This window comes from Streptomyces sp. NPDC041796, assembly GCF_055590785.1.
This window is the reverse complement of the sequence record NZ_JBVJAH010000006.1, coordinates 126913-142244: the sequence shown is the minus strand read 5'-3', so window position 1 is coordinate 142244 and position 15332 is coordinate 126913. Positions and strand designations below refer to the sequence as shown.

Sequence of the window (15332 nt, the reverse complement as noted above, 5' to 3'; positions counted from 1 at the left end):
AATTGATCATTCCGAATACCCTGCCGTCGCCCTGGATTCCCTGATCAAACCCCGTCCACACACTCATTCGGCTGGGAAATTCTCGCTCTAAGGAGTTGATCGACGGAATTGAGGTGACACGGTCGACGTGCCGCGCTCTGCGGCCACCTGGGAGAGCTGGAGCGATTTGTCGACCCTGTCCGGTTGTGATGTCGACTTGTCCCCAGGTCGAGAAGCAGGCCTGTGGATAACTTTGTGGACGTACGCTCAGGCCCGTCCGTCCTGGCACCGCGCCAGCCAGTCGGACGCCGCCGTGAAGTCCTCGTCGGACGTCCCGGGCCGCAGCGGGGTCACATCGTCGGCCGTCGCGCCCGCCCGCGGATACGACCCGAGGAACCGGACGTTCGCGCAGATCCGCTTCAGGCCCATGAGCGCCTCACCGACCCGACGGTCCGAAATGTGGCCCTCCGCGTCGATGGCGAAGCAGTAATTGCCGATCCCCGCACCCGTCGGCCGGGACTGGAGCAGCATCAGGTTGACCCCGCGCGCCGCGAATTCCTGGAGCAGCTCCAGCAGCGCACCCGGGTGGTCCTCGCGCTGCCAGATGACCACCGACGTCTTGTCCGCACCGGTCGGCGCCGCCGGCCGGGCCGGGCGGCCCACCAGTACGAACCGGGTCTCCGCGTTCTCGGCGTCGTGGATCTCGGTGACCAGCGCCTCCAGCCCGTACGTCGCCGCCGCGAACTCACCCGCGAACGCCGCGTCGAACCGCCCCTCCTGCACCAGCCGCGCACCGTCCGCGTTCGACGCGGCCGACTCCCACACCGCCTCGGGCAGATGCGCCCGCAGCCAGTTGCGCACCTGCGGCTGGGCGACCGGGTGCCCGGTGACCGTCTTGATGTCGGAGAGCTTGGTCCCCGGCCGCACCAGCAGCGCGAACGCGATCGGCAGCAGCACCTCGCGGTAGATCATCAGGGGCCGGCCGGACGCCAGTTCGTCGAGGGTCGCCGTCACCCCGCCCTCCACCGAGTTCTCGATCGGCACGAGGGCCGCGGCGGCCTCCCCGTTGCGCACGGCGTCCAGCGCCGCGGGCACCGAGACCATCGGCACCAGCTCCCGCGTGGCGGCTTCCGGCAGCGTGCGCAGGGCGGCCTCGGTGAAGGTGCCCTCGGGACCGAGATACGTATAGCGAGTGGCCGACATACCGGTCACCCTAATGCGCCGGAAGCCCCGGCGGACCGCGATCAGGCCTCCAGCAGCCGCTGTCCCACGTACTCGCCCTCGCCCGGCCCGCCCGGCACCGCGAACAGACCGCTCGCCTCGTGCCGGACGAACGGCGACAGGGCGTCCCCCCGGTCCAGCTTCCGCTGCACCGGGACGAAGCCCCGCCGTGGATCGGCCTGCCAGGCGATGAACAGCAGCCCCGCGTCCGGCGTCCCGTCCGGCCCGATCCCGTCGTGGAACGAGAACGGTCGCCGCAGCATCGCCGCACCACCGTTCTGCTCCGGCGCCGAGATCCGCGCGTGCGCGTTGTCGGGCACCACCGGCTTCCCGTCCGGTCCCGTCCTGTCCAGGTCGATCCCGGACGTCTCGCTCCCGCCCGTCAGCGGCGCCCCGTCCGACTTCCGGCGGCCGATCACCCGCTCCTGCTCCTTCAGCGGCAGCCTCTCCCAGTCGTCCAGCAGCATCCGGATGCGGCGTACGACGGCGTACGAGCCGCCCGCCATCCACGGCTGCTCCCCGCCCGCCGGGACGAAGATCCGCTCCTGGAAGTCCGGCTCCGACGGCTTCGGGTTGCGCGAACCGTCCACCTGGCCCATCAGGTTGCGGGCCGTCATCGGGTGCGCGGTGGCGCCCGGGGAGCGGTTGAAGCCGTTCATCTGCCAGCGCACCTTCGCGGCCCCGCCCGCCTCCTTCTGGACGGCGCGCAGGGCGTGGAAGGCGACGAGCGCGTCGTCGGCGCCGATCTGCACCCACAGATCGCCGTTCGACCGCTTGGGGTCCAGCCGGTCGGACGAGAAGGGGGGCAACGGGTCCAGCTCCACCGGCCGCCGCGCCATCAGCCCCGTCCGGCCGAAGAAGGAGGCGCCGAAGCCGAACGTGACGGTCAGGGAGGACGGCCCGGCGTCCAGGGCGACCCCCGTGTCCCCGTCCCCCACCGGCTTGCCCGCCATCAGCAGCCCGGCCACCGCCGACCAGCGGCGCATCAGCGCCACCGCCTCCTTGCGCCCCGCGCCCGGCGCCAGGTCGAAGGCGACCAGGTGGCCACGCGCCTGCAACGGCTGGAGGATGCCCGCCTGATGCGTGCCGTGGAACGGCACGGCGGTCGAGCCGACGGTCGCCAGCGCCGTACCGGCGGCGGGCTGCGCACCGGCGGCGGCGTACGTGGCGGCGCCCCCGGCCGCGCCGAGCGCCAGCCCGGTGGCGCCGGCCGCGCCGACGGTTCCCAGCAGCTTGCGCCTGGAGATGTGGAGGTTCTCGGTGCTCACGGTCAGGTCAGCCGATCTTCACGTTCTTGTCGAGGGTGGTCTGGTCGATGTCGGAGGTCCGGACGGTGACCCGGAGCTTCCACTCGCCCGGCATCGGGATCTGCGCGGCGGCGGAGGTCCAGTGCCCGGCCGCGACCCGGTCCGGTACGACGGGCAGGGGGCCGATCTGCTTCGACTCCAGGGTGAAGGACACCTTCAGCTCGGGCAGGTCCATGGGCTTGCCGTTCGCGCCGGTCACGTACAGGTGCATGGCGTTCGCACCGGAGCGGCCCGGGGCGAGGGTGAGCCGTAGCGTCCCCTTGCCGTTGACGGCGCCGCCGGTGTCGAAGGGCAGCGTCAGGTCGAGCGGCCGGTCCGGCACGGCGGGGGAGGACGACACCGCCTCGGTACGGCCCGCCTCCTCCTCCGTACGGCCGGGCTCGGTCGTGGTCAGTACGGTCGTCACGGCGAGCAGCACCACCGCGACGCCCGCCTCGGCCAGCACGGACCGGCGCAGCCCGGCCCTCCCGGGGTCGGCGTCGCGGGCGCGCCTGGCGCGGGCGGTGGCGAGGGCGGCGCGCTGGCGGGCGAGCTGGGCGGCCCGCTCTGGGTCGTCCGGCACGGTGACCGGCTCGACGGCCTCCTCGCTCTCCTCGGGCTCCTCGCTCTCCTCGTCCTCCTCGGGCGCGCCGACGGCCGACGCCTCCGTGAGCCGCCCGGTCCACCGCCGGGAGATCCACGCGACCCCGACCAGGACGGCGACGAGGCCCACCTTGAGCAGCAGCAGCCGGCCGTACGCCGTGCCGGTCAGCGCCGACCAGGAGCCGACCTGCCGCCACGACTGGTAGATCCCGGTCGCGGCCAGCACGACGACGGAGCCGAACGCGACGCGCGAGAACCGCCGTACCGCCGACCGCTCGATCGACGGCTCCCGGTGGAGGGCGACCAGCAGCGCGGCCAGACCGCCCAGCCAGGAGGCCATCGCCAGCAGGTGCAGGATGTCGACGGGCATCGCGACGAGCGGCTGGAGTCCGGCCGACGCGTGCTCGGACAGGGCCCACGTGCCCGCGATACCGGCCGCGACGACCGTGCCGCCGATCGCGAGCCCGAAGGTCAGGTCCTTCTTCTCGCTCGCGTCCTCCCGCTTGGTGTACGTGCCGAAGAGCACCGCGACGAACAGTGCCGCCGCGCCCAGCAGCAGCAGCCGCGAGACGAGCGCGGCACCGGTCTTGGTCTCCAGGACCGCGCCGAGTGAGCCCAGTCCGAAGGCTTCCCCCGTGTACGGCGCGCGCAGCAGCAACAGGGCGAGGGTCGCCGCCGTCAGCACCACCCACCCGCGCACCACGAGGCGTTGCAGCGGCCGGACGGACGCGCCGCGCGGCCAGCAGGCCAGGATGAACGCGGCGCCGCCCGCCAGCAGGATGAAGCCGCCGTACGAGATGTACCGCGCGATGCCGTAGAGCACCCCGACGACCCCGCCGCCCACCTTCTCCTCGGGCAGCGCGACGGTCGTCTGTGACGGGGCGCCGATGGAGAAGGTGAACGCGCCCGAGATGGGGTGGCTGTCGGCGGAGATGGCCCGCCAGGCGACGGTGTACGTGCCGTCCGGCAGCCCGGCGTGCAGGTTCACGCCGTACTTGATGATCGCTCCGGCGCACAGGTTGCGCAGCTCACCCGTGTCGGCCCGCTTGCCGCTCGGTTCCAGCACGCGGATCGAGTCGTCCCCCATGGCGACCTGCTCGGAGAAGGTGAGCGTGACGCCCTTGGGGGCGGTGGCGACCACCGCCCCGTCCTTCGGGTCGCTGCCGGTCAGCGCGGCGTGGGCGCTCGCCGTGCCGGAGAGCACGGTGCCGAGCAGCGCCAGGGTGGCCAGCAGCAGCCACAGCATGTGGGCGGTTCCGAAGCGCGGGGCGGTGGCTTTCATGGTGGTCGGTCCCCCAAGTGCCTAGTGCTTCGACGGGTTGTGGGTGGCGGCTTCCACCGGGAGTTCGACCTCGATCGGGTCGGACTTCTCGAAGTGCAGCTCTATCCGCACCTTCTCGCCCTGCTTCGGCTGCTTCTTGATGGCCATGAACATGATGTGGCTGCCGCCTCGTTCGAGCTTCAGCTCACCGTTGGCAGGGATGTCGAAGGACTTCACCTGCCGCATCTTCTGGTCCTTGGTCTCGTGGATCTGGACGTCGTCGGAGAGCGGGCTCGTGACCGACGTGAGCTTGTCGGCCGCGTCTCCGGTGTTGGTGACGGTCAGGAAGCCGCCCGCCATGTCGCCCACGGGCTGCGGCATGAAGGCCCCGTCGACCTTCAGTTCGGGCCCGCTGTCGGAGGAGCACCCGCCCAGTGCCATGGCGCCGGCGAGGGCCACGGCGGCGGACAGGGCGGTGAGGGTGGTGCGGCGGGTCACGGGTTCTCCCCCTTGATGAGCTTCGGCAGGTCCTTCTCGTACTCCTCGGCGGTGGTGTCGTCGTCGTAGACGACATAGCCCTGGTCGGTCCTGGGCGAGAACGCGATCACCTGTGCGCCGTGCATGGAGACGACCGAGCCGTCCTTCTCCTTCTTCGGCGGGTCGATGCCGATGCCGATCTGGCGCGCACCCGCCTGGATGGTGGGGAAGTCGCCGGTGAGGCCGATGAAGGACGGGTCGCCGGCCCCGGGCAGCCACGTGCCGAGCTCGGCGGAGGTGTCCCGTTCGGGGTCGGTGGTGACGAAGACGACCTGGAGCTTGGCCTGGTCCGCCTTGGGGAGCTCCTTGTAGGCCAGGGCGATGTTGCTCATCGTCATGGGGCAGACGTCGGGGCAGTGCGTGTAGCCGAAGTAGATCAGCGTCGGCCTGCCCTTGGTCCGCTCCCGGAGGTCGTACGTCTGGCCCTTGGTGTCCTTCAGGACGAGGTTGGGCTTCTCGAAGGGCCGGTCGAGTACGGTCGCGGCCTTGTCCGGGGAGGCGTCGACGGACACGCCGGCGACCGAGTCACCGGCCGTGTCCTTCCCGCCGTCGCCGCAGGCCGACAGGGTGAGCGCCGACACGGCGGCGAGTGCGGCGGCGAGCACCGGGGTGCGGCGGCGCGGCCGGGACCGCTCGCCGGTCTTCTGGATGTGCATGGGTTTCTCTCTTGGTGTTCCGGGGGTGGCCGTCAGGCCGAGCGGCGGCGGCCGGCGAGGACGCCGAAGGCGACACCGGCGGCGCCGACGAGAATGCCGCCGGCCCCGAGGAGACGGGCGGTGGTGTCGCTGGAGTCGGCGGACGCCGCCTTCTCCTTCCCGCCGTGACCCTTGTCGTCCGTCTTGCCGTCCGTCTTGGTGGCGGCCGCGCCGCCGTGGTGGTCGTCCTGGGCCGCGGACAGCGTCAGGACGGGAGCGGGCGCCTCGGGCTCGGGGGAGCCTGCCTTCGGCTCCTCGATCCAGCGCACGACCTCCTTGTTGTCGTACGTCTGGAGGGCCTTGAAGACGAGCTGGTCGGCGTTCTCGGGCAGCGCGCCCATGGCGACCGGGAACTGCTGGAACTGGCCGGGGCCGATCTTCGAACCGTCCGCCGTCCAGGTGATTTTGGTGGCGGCCTCGGTGATCTGCTCGCCGTGCATCTCGACCGGCTTGGCCAGCTTCGCCTTGGTGACCTCGGCCTTCCAGCCCGGGACGGGCTGCGTGGCGACGTAGGCGAGCGGGTGCTGCGCCGGGAGGTTGATCTCCACCTTCACGGTCGAGGCGTTGTCCCGCTCGTTGGGGACCCTGAACTGGACGATCGCGTAACCCCCCTTGGCGGCCTCGCCCTGCGGCTCGACGCTGACGTGCGCGAAGGCGGTACCGGAGAGCAGGACGACGGAGGAGACGGTGACGCCGGCGGCGAGGGCGATACGGGAAGAAACGTTCATGGCAGAACACACTCCACGGGGATCAGGTGAGTGGACGCGTGCGCACGGGCGCACCACGGCACCACTCCGTCGAGTGGGCCGTGTCAGGCTGCGAGGGCGTAGATCGATACGGCCGGGGGGCCGCGCCTGATCACCGTGTGCTGAAGTTCCTCCGCCGCGGCGGGCCGCGGAGGGTCGTCGTCGGTACGCGGTGGCCGCGGCCCGCCCGAGGGCAGCGCGGGCAGCCCGGCGACCAGGGCGCGTACGAGGACGAGGGCGGCGCGCAGCGCGCGTACGAACGCCCCTTGGGCGAGCCCGGTGGCGCCGTGCGCCGACAGCCGGCCCAGCTTCAGCAGCGCGAGGTCGCCGCGCCGCAGCAGCCAGCCGGTCACGAGGGCGGCCAGCAGGTGCCCGAGGAGCATGGGGAGGCTGGGCCACAGCCCGGCGGCGGGCTCCGCCGCGTACCCGGCGTGCCCCGCGTGTCCCGTGTGCGATCCGGCCGCGGCCGGGTCCAGCCCGGCGCGGGTGACGATGCGGTGCGCGTCGGCGGGGCTCAGCGACGACGCGCCGGCCCCGCACACCAGTTTGGCGGCCATCCGGATCAGCGCGTCGTCCGCCCGTTGGCCGATATCCACCGTGAGGTGCTGCCGCTGTCCGATCCCGAACAGCGCGTGCAGGCCGAGCTGACCGCCGGCCAGTGCCGTGGCGATCACCGGAAGCGACCGTTCGCGTCCGGCGAACGGCACGGTCAGCGCGAAGACACACAGGAACCCGAGGGCCAGCGTCCACCACGGGACGGTCTCGCAGGCCGCGAGCACATGTCCCAGCGCGGACAGCACGAGACAGACCGCGGTGAACACCGCGGCCCTCAGCAGCCGCGGACCAGCGGAAGGGGCAGACATGGCCGGGCCATCATCGCACTGCGCCCCTCCGCTCCACACGGCAGGTCCGGAAGGTCACCGTTTCACCGCCGGAGTCCGCATGGACCCGACAGAGTCCGACACACACCGACATACACCGGCGTACGGGCTACGCATATCCGCCGAACGGGGTGCGTGGCGTCAACGCGGCGCTTACGACCGACAAGTGGGGGCAATACGTAACGGTATGTCGAGCCGCAGCCAGGAGGCTGGAGCATGAGCATCTGGTGGTCCCTCCATTTGCGGCGCGAGGCTGCGAGCGTTCCGCTCGCCCGTCGCCTCCTTCTCGGCACCATGGAGACCGCGGGGGTCGACCCGGAGATCTCCTACGACCTCTCCCTCGCCCTCACCGAAGCCTGCGCCAACGCGGTGGAGCACGGCGGGCGGACGGGGACCGGGGACGTCTCCACGGAGTACCGGGTGACCGCGTACCTGGACGGCGAGAAGTGCCGTATCGAAGTGGCGGACTCGGGCCCGGGTTTCCCCTCCGGCCCCGCGCCGACGGTCCGCAGGCCCGTCCCGGAGGCCGAGAACGGACGGGGCCTGCGCCTCATCGAGGAACTGGCCGACCACGTCCACTTCGGGAACAGGTCCGGACGCGGCGGCGCGGTGGTGAGCTTCGACAAGATCGTCAAGTGGCGTACGGACGCGCCGCTCGTGGCGTCCTGACGCCTCCCGTCCGCGGCGTCCTGACACCTCCGGCCGCGGCTCTCCGACGCACACGGCGAGGCCCCCCACCGGCAGACGGCGGGGGGCCTTTCGTCCGTGTCGCGCGGGCGTCAGCCCTTCAGGGCCGCCATCCACGCCTCGACCTCGTCCGACCGGCGCGGCAGCGCGGCCGACAGGTTCCGGTTGCCGTCCTCCGTGACCAGGATGTCGTCCTCGATCCGGACGCCGATGCCCCGGTACTCCTCCGGCACGGTCAGGTCGTCCGCCTGGAAGTACAGGCCCGGCTCCACGGTCAGGCACATGCCCGGCTCCAGTACGCCGTCCACGTACGTCTCCGTCCGCGCGGCCGCGCAGTCGTGGACGTCCATGCCCAGCATGTGACCGGTGCCGTGCAGGGTCCAGCGGCGCTGCAGGCCCAGCTCCATGACCTTCTCCACGTCCATGTCGCCGAGCAGGCCCCACGAGACCAGCCGCTCGGTCAGCACCCGCTGCGCGGCGTCGTGGAAGTCGCGGTACCGGGCGCCCGGCTTCACCGCCGCGATGCCCGCCTCCTGGGCGTCGTACACCGCGTCGTAGATCTTGCGCTGGAGCTCGGTGAAGCGGCCGTTGATCGGCAGGGTGCGGGTCACGTCCGCCGTGTAGAGCGTCGTCGTCTCCACGCCGGCGTCCAGCAGCAGCAGCTCACCGGAGCGGACCGGGCCGTCGTTGCGCACCCAGTGCAGGGTCGTGGCGTGCGGTCCGGCCGCACAGATCGATCCGTAGCCGATGTCGTTGCCCTCGACCCGGGCGCGCAGGAAGAAGGTGCCCTCGATGTACCGCTCGCTGGTCGCCTCGGCCTTGTCCAGGACGCGTACGACGTCCTCGAAGCCGCGCGCGGTCGAGTCGCAGGCGCGCTGCAGCTCGCCGATCTCGAACTCGTCCTTCACCAGGCGCGCCTCGGAGAGGTACACCCGCAGCTCCTCGTCGCGCTCGGCGGTGACCTTGTCGGTCAGGGCCGCCTCGATGCCCGCGTCGTGGCCGCGCACATTGCGCACCGGCCCGGTGGCCTCGCTCAGGTGCCCGGCCAGCTCGCGCACGTCCTTGGCCGGGATGCCCAGTAGCTGCTCCGCCTCCGCGAGGGAGTGCCGGCGGCCCACCCACAGCTCGCCCTGGCCGTCCAGCCAGAACTCGCCGTTCTCCCGGTCGGAGCGGGGCAGGAGGTAGATCGTCGCCTCGTGGCCGCCGTCCTTCTTCGGCTCCAGCACCAGCACGCTGTCGTGGGTGTGGTCACCGGTGAGGTACGCGTACTCGGTGGACGGGCGGAAGGCGTACTCGGTGTCGTTGGAGCGGGTCTTCAGGTTGCCCGAGGGGATCACCAGCCGCTCGCCGGGGAAACGCGCGGACAGCGCGGCGCGCCGGGCAGCGGTGTGGGCGGCCTGGGGGATGAGCTCCAGGCCGTGCAGCTCGGTGTCGGCCCAGCCGGACTTCATGTTCTCCGCGAGCTCGTCGGACACGCCCGGGTACAGGCCGTTCTTGCGCTGCTTGATCGGCTCTTCCGACTCTTCCGGGGTCGCCGGCGTGAGCTCTTCGGCCACGGGTCCGCCTCCTGTTGGTACGACACTCGAACCCCCCGGACGCCCGGCGGTGGCCGGGCTGGGGGACGCCCCCCATCGTACGGTCGTACGGATGCCGGCCCCAGGGTCTTATGTCACTCGAACCGGGCCGCCAGCATCACCACGTCCTCGTCCCCGGACCCGCTGTCCGGCAGCACCGTGCGCAGCACGTGGTCGGCGATCGCGCCCGGATCCGCCCGGTCCGCCCTGGGTACGGTGGCGGCGGCCGCGTGCAGCCGCGCGAAGGCCCGGTCCGTCGACTCCCCGGTACGGCGCAGCAGCCCGTCCGTGTAGAAGAGCACCGTCTCGCCGGGCTCGGGGGCGATCTCCACGCTCGGTGCCTCCCAGCACGCGAGCATCCCGAGCGGCGCCGACAGCGACGTCTCGACGTACTCGGTGCGCCGCTCGCCCACGATCAGCGGCGGGGTGTGCCCGGCCCCGGCCAGGACGATCCTGCGCTGCGCGGGCTCGGCGTACGCGAAGAGCGCGGTGGCCGACCGGGCCGGCTCGGTCAGCCGCAGCAGCAGCTCCAGGTCGGAGAGGACGGCGACCGGGTCCTCGCCCTCCATCACGGCGTACGCCCGCAGCGAGGCCCGCAGCCGGCCCATCGCGGCCAGCGCGCTCGGGCCCGTCCCGGACACCGACCCGACCGCCATACCGAGCGCGCCCTCCGGCAGCGGCAGCGCGTCGTACCAGTCGCCGCCGCCCTGCGGCCCGGTGCGGTGCCGGGCGGCGAGCTGGACGCCCGGAACGCGCGGCAGCCTGCTCGGCAGCAGCTCCTCGGCGATGGTGGCCAGCCGGGCGCGGCCCCGCTCCAGCTCCAGCAGCCGGGCCAGGTGCTCGGAGGCGTACTGCCCGTACAGGCCGACGAGGTGGCGCCGCCCCTCGGCCGGTTCGGCGGGCTCGTCGTACAGCCAGACGGCGGCGCCCAGCCGGCCGGCCGCCTCGGTGGCGAGCGGTACGGCGTAGCTGGCGGCGTAGCCGAGGCGGGCGGCGACCTCCCGGTGGCGTGGGTCGAGGCCCTCGTCGGCGAACAGGTCGGGGACGGCGACGGGTCCGGGCCGTCCGTGCTCGGCGGGCGGTTCACCGGGGACGTCGTCGAGGAAGCGGCCGTAGGAGGTGGCGCTGCGCGGCACGGTCTCGATGGTGCCGAGGTCGGCGTGGGCGAGGCCCAGACCGATGGTGGTGGTGGGGCCGAGGCCGTCGGCCGGTTCCAGGACGGCCATGCCGCGGCGGGCGCCGACGAGCGCGGCGCCCGCGCGCAGCAGCTCCTGGAGGGCGTCGTCGACGGTGCCCGTACGAATGAGGCGTTCGGTGAGTTCGTGCAGCGTGGTGAGGTCGGAGACCCAGCCCGCCAGCTTGTCCTGGATCATCGCGCCGGGCGCGACGGGAGGGTTCGGGAGGCCCGGGAGAGGCGCCGCAGTGTGCGCGGGCGCCGGAACGGTTGGATCGATTCCAGCCACTTTCGGCAGGTGAGGGGCGCTCATGGCAGCCGGCTCTTCGACGGGTGCGTTTCGCTGGATAGCATCGCAAACCCCCATGTCAATCTGCGCCGCTGTCACTGCACCCACATCTACACGCAGAAGTAAGGGGATGTCCAGCATTGTCACGGGGCGGGCGCGCGGTATTTACGTGAGCAGCAACTTGGCTCAAAAATGCCCCCCATGGACAGGATTTGCGGTCGACTGAGCCCCGTTCGAAAAGGGGCACCACCTGGAGGCGGCGTCGGCAGGCGCGGTCCGAAGGGGCGTCGTTCCGATCGGGCTGGGTACGTAATCGGTGTCGGCCGGGGGCAGTTGGGACAAGCCCGGAACCTGGCGGGGGACCCTGGCGTCCTTGACCCCGAAGGCCGCGCCCCATCCCCGAGTGGCGGGGAACGAGAGAACAGCGGACAAGCGGGACAGCCAGTGCGCGCCATGGGCGCGCCACCCTCCGCCACGCGTTTAATGGACGGACAGCCGGCCCGGGCTGCGGCCCGGCCCACGCTCGGCGGCCCCTGGCGGTGTTTCCTGCCGCAGGCGAAGAGAGGCCGGCCCTACGCCGGCACCGGCACGGGGCGGTGACGCGCCGGACCGTACGCACAGTGAAGTGACGCACACCTGTTGTCATGTGGATGACCTCGGCGTTCAACGGAAAGGAACGAGCGCTCATGCGCGAGATCCTCGGAAGGCGACGCAGGCTCCGGTTCCGGCGCAAGAGGAGGCCTGCCCATCTGGAGGCGGCGCTCCTGTGCGCCACCGAGTGGGACTGGCCCGTACTCCCCGGCGTGGGGCTGAACGCGGCCACCGGCCGCGGTGACCGGGAACGCGGATGCGCCTGTCCCGACCCCGAGTGCGTCGTACCCGGCGCACACCCCTTCGACCCCGGCCTGCTCGCGGCCACCACGGACGAACGCATGGTGCGCTGGTGGTGGTCCAACCGCCCGGACGCCCCGGTCGTGCTCGCCACCGGCGGCCGCGCACCCTGCGCGGTGAGCCTGCCCGTCGTCGCGGCGGCGCGGGCGCTGGCCGTGCTCGACCGGATGGAGATGCGGCTCGGACCGGTGGTGGCGACGCCCACCCGCTGGTCCCTGCTGGTCGCCCCGTACACCCTCGAACAGCTCGGCGAGCTGCTGTACGTCAAGGACTGCGTGCCCAGCTCGCTGCGGTTCCACGGGGAGGGCGGCTACCTGGTGCTGCCGCCCTCGGACACCGGGCCGGGAAAGGTGCGCTGGGAACGCGCGCCGCTCGCCGGGTCCGCGTCGCCGTGGCTGCCGGACGTGGAGGCGGTCGTGGACGCGCTGGTCGAGGCGAGCACCAGCGCCCCGGACGGCGGCAGCCGCCTGCGCTACTGAGGCGCGCACTCCGGCGTCGGGGCGAAGGCCTGACCTCCCGCTCCCGGTCGGAGGCCTGACCTCCCGCTCCGGGTCGGAGGCGTGCACTCCGGCTTCGGCGCGAAGGCCTGCATTCCCGCTTCGGGCCCGGGGGTCTGCACTCCGGCTTCGGTGCCGCGGCGCGTCCTCCGGCTTCGACGCCGAGGCGCGTCCTCCCGCTTCGGGACGGAGACCCGTACTCCGCTTTCCGGCCCCGCTGTCACCCGTGAGTCACTCGTACGGGTGTGAGCGGGGCCGAGTTGTACGGGAATCGGGCGCACGGCTGCCGGGACCGCCGCGTTCCGTCGATATCGTCACCTCACCGTCAGGAATCCCGGGCAATTGGGCAGGTGGGGTCGCCATGAATCTCCGCGTGATCGGGCTCGGGACCGTGGTGGTCTGCGCCGCGCTGCTGCCGCTGGCGGCGTCCGCCGGACCGGCCGGCAGTCCCGGAGCCCCGGCCGAGGACGCGAAGCCGGAAGCGGCGCCGGCACTTCTGGCCGGAATCGATTCCCCGGCCGCCTCTCCGCCCCCGTCCCCCGCCCCGGCGAGCCTCGCGACCTGCGGGCCGGAGGTGTCCTCGCCGGGCGGGGTGGAGGCGCAGACGTGCGTACTGACCGAGGGGCTCGACACCTGGGCGCGCACCTATTACCGCAATGCGACGGGCGAAGAGCTCGGCGCCGTACTCACCTTGATGGGGCCCGGCGGGCGCACCGTACAAGCCCATTGCGACGTGCGGGCGGAGGACGATCCGGGTGTATGCGAGACGCCCCGGGAGCCGTCACGCGGGAGTTCCGCCGAATACACGGCGGTGGCGGAGTTCGCGGAGAACGGTGAAAGCGCGCTGTTGCTGCGCTCGGGGAGCAACTCGCCCGAGCCGACGGCCAGTTGAGGCGCAGAGCCGGAAGATCCCATTCCGTGGAAATGGAAGGGCCCGGTCGCTGGCGACGGGGGATGCACCAGCGACCGGGCTTCAAGCACCGTAACAAGAGATCGGCTGTTCGCAAATTCGATCTCAGTTATTCGGACAGGGATTTACCTTCGGTACGGACCATTGTGGCGGAAATCACCGACCGGTCGGGATGTGGATCACTTCCACCTCTGGTAGTGGATCAGCTGAGGGTGACCTGGCGGTTGGTGAGCCCTCCGCGGGCCCGCCGCTCCTCCGCCGTCAGCGGCGCGTCGACGGCGAGCGCGCCCGCGAGCCGCTCGGCGAACTCGGCGGCCGGCTGCTCGCACTCCTTCGCGCCCATGCCGGTCGGCAGGTCCCACACCGGGACCATCAGCCCGTGGGCGCGGAACGAGCCGACCAGCCGGGTGCCCTCACCGAGCGAGGACCGGCCGGCGGCCTGCAGCCGGGCCAGCGCGTCGAGGAGCTGCTCCTCCGGGTGCGGCATGACCCAGCGCAGGTGGTTCTTCTCCGGCGTCTCGCACCAGTACGCGGCGTCCACGCCGGACAGCTTGACGGTCGGGATCGCGGCGGCGTTGGCCCGCTCCAGGGAGGCGGCCACCTCCGGCGACGCGCTCTGCTCGGAGTCCGGCACCCAGAACTCGAAGCCCGAGTGGACGACCGGCTCGAAACCGGCGTCCGCGTCCAGCAGGTCCTGGAGGCGCGGCCCGTCCGCGGGCACCCTCTGGGCGGCGACCGGCGTGCCCGGCCGGGCGGCCAGCGCGCGCTGCAGGGTGTCCGCGAGGTCCCGGCTCAGGTCACCGGAGGAGGTGTCGTTCTGGAGCGCCAGCAGGACGGAGCCGTCGTCGCGGCGCAGCGCGGGCCAGGCCATCGGCAGGACCGTCGCGAGCGTCACCGAGGGCACGCCCTCGGGCAGCCCGCCCTTGAGGTGGAGCGGCGCGGTCGCGGCGGGCACCAGCTCGCGCAGGGCGACCCAGTCGCACTCGCCGGGCAGGCCCTCGAACGGCCGCTGGACCAGCTCGGTCACCGCGTGCGCGGCCTCCCGGCCGTGGCAGGCCTTGTAACGGCGGCCGGAACCGCAGGGGCAGGGCTCGCGGGCCCCGACGACCGGGATCTCTCCGTCCTTCAACTGTGCTTGCGGCTTCCCGGCCTTGGTCTGGGGACGCTTCTTGCCCATGGTCTGACTTCTCCCGTAACGGCGGTGCGGCACTGCTGTGTCGGCCGCGAGCCTAGCCGCCCGGAGGCTCCGGCCGGGCCACCGCGCGTCCGTCGCCCCTGGGTGCCGTGCCCGTGCCGTGGGGGGCGCCCGGGCCGGTCGTGGTGCCCGGATCGCACCCGGCGGCCCGGCCGGTCACCGTGCCCGGGGCGCATCCGGCGCCCAACGGGCATCGCCGGTCGCCGTGGCGCCGCGCGCGGGCCGTCCGGGTGGGGCGGGAGGTCAGTCGAGGTCCTCGTAGGCGCCGTACGCCTCGTACGTGGCCAGGAAGTCGAAGCCCGGAGCGGTGACGCGCGTAGCGAAGTCGTCGCGGCGGTGCCCTCCCGTGAGGACCACCCACACCGTCACCTCGCCGGACGCGCTGTCGCGTACCCCCCAGTCCTGGGCCAGCGCACTGATGATGTTCAGCCCCCGGCCGCCGCGCGCGGTCACCGAGGGCGTGGCCGGAACCGGGCGGGTCGGACCACCGCCGTCCGTCACCTCGACGGTCAGCCCGCCCTGCTGGTCGACGCGCCACGCGGCGCGGATGTCGCCGTCACCGACCTCCACCCCATGGCCCAGCGGCCTGCCGTGCCGACAGGAATTGCTGAGCAGTTCGGAAAGGACCAGTACGGCATCGTCGACGACCGATTCGGCCATACCGCTGCGGCGGAGCTGCTCCCGCATACGGTGCCTCGCCTCACCCACGCCCGCAGGGCCATGGGGTACGGCCATGCTCGACGACGTGGGCACCTCCTGTGCCACCACCAACGCCACCCCCGAGACCTCCTTTGCCCCACGCCACGGAGTGAATGCCCCAATGGACTGGACCGGAAACCGGCCAACCGGTGTGTAGTGAGGCACTCGTCACGGCCGGACACGGAACGAACGCGCCGGGGTACTGGC

14 protein-coding genes are annotated in these 15332 nt (G+C 72.4%); 3 read left to right on the top strand and 11 right to left on the bottom strand.

Annotated elements, in window-relative coordinates:
• Positions 1-246 precede the first annotated feature (246 nt).
• The 7 genes from pheA to ACZ6C1_RS13750 form a co-directional block, all read right to left on the bottom strand.
• Positions 247-1182, bottom strand: a complete 936-nt coding sequence (gene pheA / locus ACZ6C1_RS13780) for a prephenate dehydratase (protein WP_469240612.1) — start codon at positions 1180-1182, stop codon at positions 247-249.
• Between the two features lie 41 nt (positions 1183-1223).
• The gene (gene efeB, locus ACZ6C1_RS13775) at positions 1224-2468 is read right to left on the bottom strand and encodes an iron uptake transporter deferrochelatase/peroxidase subunit (protein ID WP_469240610.1); all 1245 of its coding nucleotides are present in this window, start codon (positions 2466-2468) and stop codon (positions 1224-1226) included.
• Between the two features lie 7 nt (positions 2469-2475).
• Positions 2476-4371, bottom strand: coding sequence for a copper resistance CopC/CopD family protein (locus tag ACZ6C1_RS13770; RefSeq protein WP_469240608.1), 1896 nt, complete (start codon positions 4369-4371; stop codon positions 2476-2478).
• Positions 4372-4392: 21 nt separating this feature from the next.
• Positions 4393-4791, bottom strand: coding sequence for a copper chaperone PCu(A)C (locus tag ACZ6C1_RS13765; RefSeq protein WP_469241209.1), 399 nt, complete (start codon positions 4789-4791; stop codon positions 4393-4395).
• A 53-nt stretch (positions 4792-4844) separates the two neighbouring features.
• Positions 4845-5543: an SCO family protein gene (locus tag ACZ6C1_RS13760; protein WP_469240606.1), complete on the bottom strand. Its 699-nt coding sequence runs from the start codon at positions 5541-5543 to the stop codon at positions 4845-4847.
• A 32-nt stretch (positions 5544-5575) separates the two neighbouring features.
• Complete coding sequence (locus ACZ6C1_RS13755; RefSeq protein WP_469240605.1) at positions 5576-6310, bottom strand: YcnI family copper-binding membrane protein; 735 nt, start codon at positions 6308-6310, stop codon at positions 5576-5578.
• 83 nt (positions 6311-6393) lie between these two features.
• Entirely contained in the window at positions 6394-7191 is a 798-nt protein-coding gene (locus tag ACZ6C1_RS13750) for a hypothetical protein (RefSeq protein WP_469240603.1), read from the bottom strand.
• A gap of 234 nt (positions 7192-7425) precedes the next feature.
• Between ACZ6C1_RS13750 and ACZ6C1_RS13745 the strand changes: the two genes are divergently transcribed.
• Positions 7426-7878: an ATP-binding protein gene (locus ACZ6C1_RS13745; RefSeq protein WP_469240601.1), complete on the top strand. Its 453-nt coding sequence runs from the start codon at positions 7426-7428 to the stop codon at positions 7876-7878.
• A gap of 110 nt (positions 7879-7988) precedes the next feature.
• Here ACZ6C1_RS13745 and ACZ6C1_RS13740 read toward each other — a convergent pair whose 3' ends face one another.
• Both ACZ6C1_RS13740 and ACZ6C1_RS13735 read right to left on the bottom strand, forming a co-directional pair.
• Positions 7989-9452 (bottom strand): aminopeptidase P family protein, encoded by a 1464-nt coding sequence (locus tag ACZ6C1_RS13740; RefSeq protein ID WP_469240599.1) that lies wholly within the window; start codon positions 9450-9452, stop codon positions 7989-7991.
• Between the two features lie 113 nt (positions 9453-9565).
• Entirely contained in the window at positions 9566-11074 is a 1509-nt protein-coding gene (locus ACZ6C1_RS13735) for a PP2C family protein-serine/threonine phosphatase (protein ID WP_469240596.1), read from the bottom strand.
• 545 nt (positions 11075-11619) lie between these two features.
• Between ACZ6C1_RS13735 and ACZ6C1_RS13730 the strand changes: the two genes are divergently transcribed.
• Positions 11620-12303, top strand: a complete 684-nt coding sequence (locus ACZ6C1_RS13730; RefSeq protein WP_469240595.1) for a bifunctional DNA primase/polymerase — start codon at positions 11620-11622, stop codon at positions 12301-12303.
• A 379-nt stretch (positions 12304-12682) separates the two neighbouring features.
• On the top strand, positions 12683-13213 hold the full coding sequence (locus ACZ6C1_RS13725; RefSeq protein ID WP_469240593.1) for a hypothetical protein: 531 nt from the start codon (positions 12683-12685) through the stop codon (positions 13211-13213).
• A gap of 220 nt (positions 13214-13433) precedes the next feature.
• Here ACZ6C1_RS13725 and ACZ6C1_RS13720 read toward each other — a convergent pair whose 3' ends face one another.
• Positions 13434-14408, bottom strand: coding sequence for a DUF5926 family protein (locus tag ACZ6C1_RS13720; RefSeq protein WP_469240591.1), 975 nt, complete (start codon positions 14406-14408; stop codon positions 13434-13436).
• 261 nt (positions 14409-14669) lie between these two features.
• Positions 14670-15290, bottom strand: coding sequence for an ATP-binding protein (locus tag ACZ6C1_RS13715; protein ID WP_469240589.1), 621 nt, complete (start codon positions 15288-15290; stop codon positions 14670-14672).
• Between the last annotated feature and the right edge of the window lie 42 nt (positions 15291-15332).

Bases quoted from the DNA above. Each gene is read 5' to 3' on its own strand.
- pheA (WP_469240612.1), bottom strand. From the start codon at position 1,182: ATGTCGGCCACTCGCTATACGTATCTCGGTCCCGAGGGCACCTTCACC.
- ACZ6C1_RS13770 (WP_469240608.1), bottom strand. From the start codon at position 4,371: ATGAAAGCCACCGCCCCGCGCTTCGGAACCGCCCACATGCTGTGGCTG.
- ACZ6C1_RS13765 (WP_469241209.1), bottom strand. From the start codon at position 4,791: ATGGCACTGGGCGGGTGCTCCTCCGACAGCGGGCCCGAACTGAAGGTC.
- ACZ6C1_RS13760 (WP_469240606.1), bottom strand. From the start codon at position 5,543: ATGCACATCCAGAAGACCGGCGAGCGGTCCCGGCCGCGCCGCCGCACC.
- ACZ6C1_RS13755 (WP_469240605.1), bottom strand. From the start codon at position 6,310: ATGAACGTTTCTTCCCGTATCGCCCTCGCCGCCGGCGTCACCGTCTCC.
- ACZ6C1_RS13750 (WP_469240603.1), bottom strand. From the start codon at position 7,191: ATGTCTGCCCCTTCCGCTGGTCCGCGGCTGCTGAGGGCCGCGGTGTTC.
- ACZ6C1_RS13745 (WP_469240601.1), top strand. From the start codon at position 7,426: ATGAGCATCTGGTGGTCCCTCCATTTGCGGCGCGAGGCTGCGAGCGTT.
- ACZ6C1_RS13735 (WP_469240596.1), bottom strand. From the start codon at position 11,074: ATGCTGGACATCCCCTTACTTCTGCGTGTAGATGTGGGTGCAGTGACA.
- ACZ6C1_RS13730 (WP_469240595.1), top strand. From the start codon at position 11,620: ATGCGCGAGATCCTCGGAAGGCGACGCAGGCTCCGGTTCCGGCGCAAG.
- ACZ6C1_RS13725 (WP_469240593.1), top strand. From the start codon at position 12,683: ATGAATCTCCGCGTGATCGGGCTCGGGACCGTGGTGGTCTGCGCCGCG.
- ACZ6C1_RS13720 (WP_469240591.1), bottom strand. From the start codon at position 14,408: ATGGGCAAGAAGCGTCCCCAGACCAAGGCCGGGAAGCCGCAAGCACAG.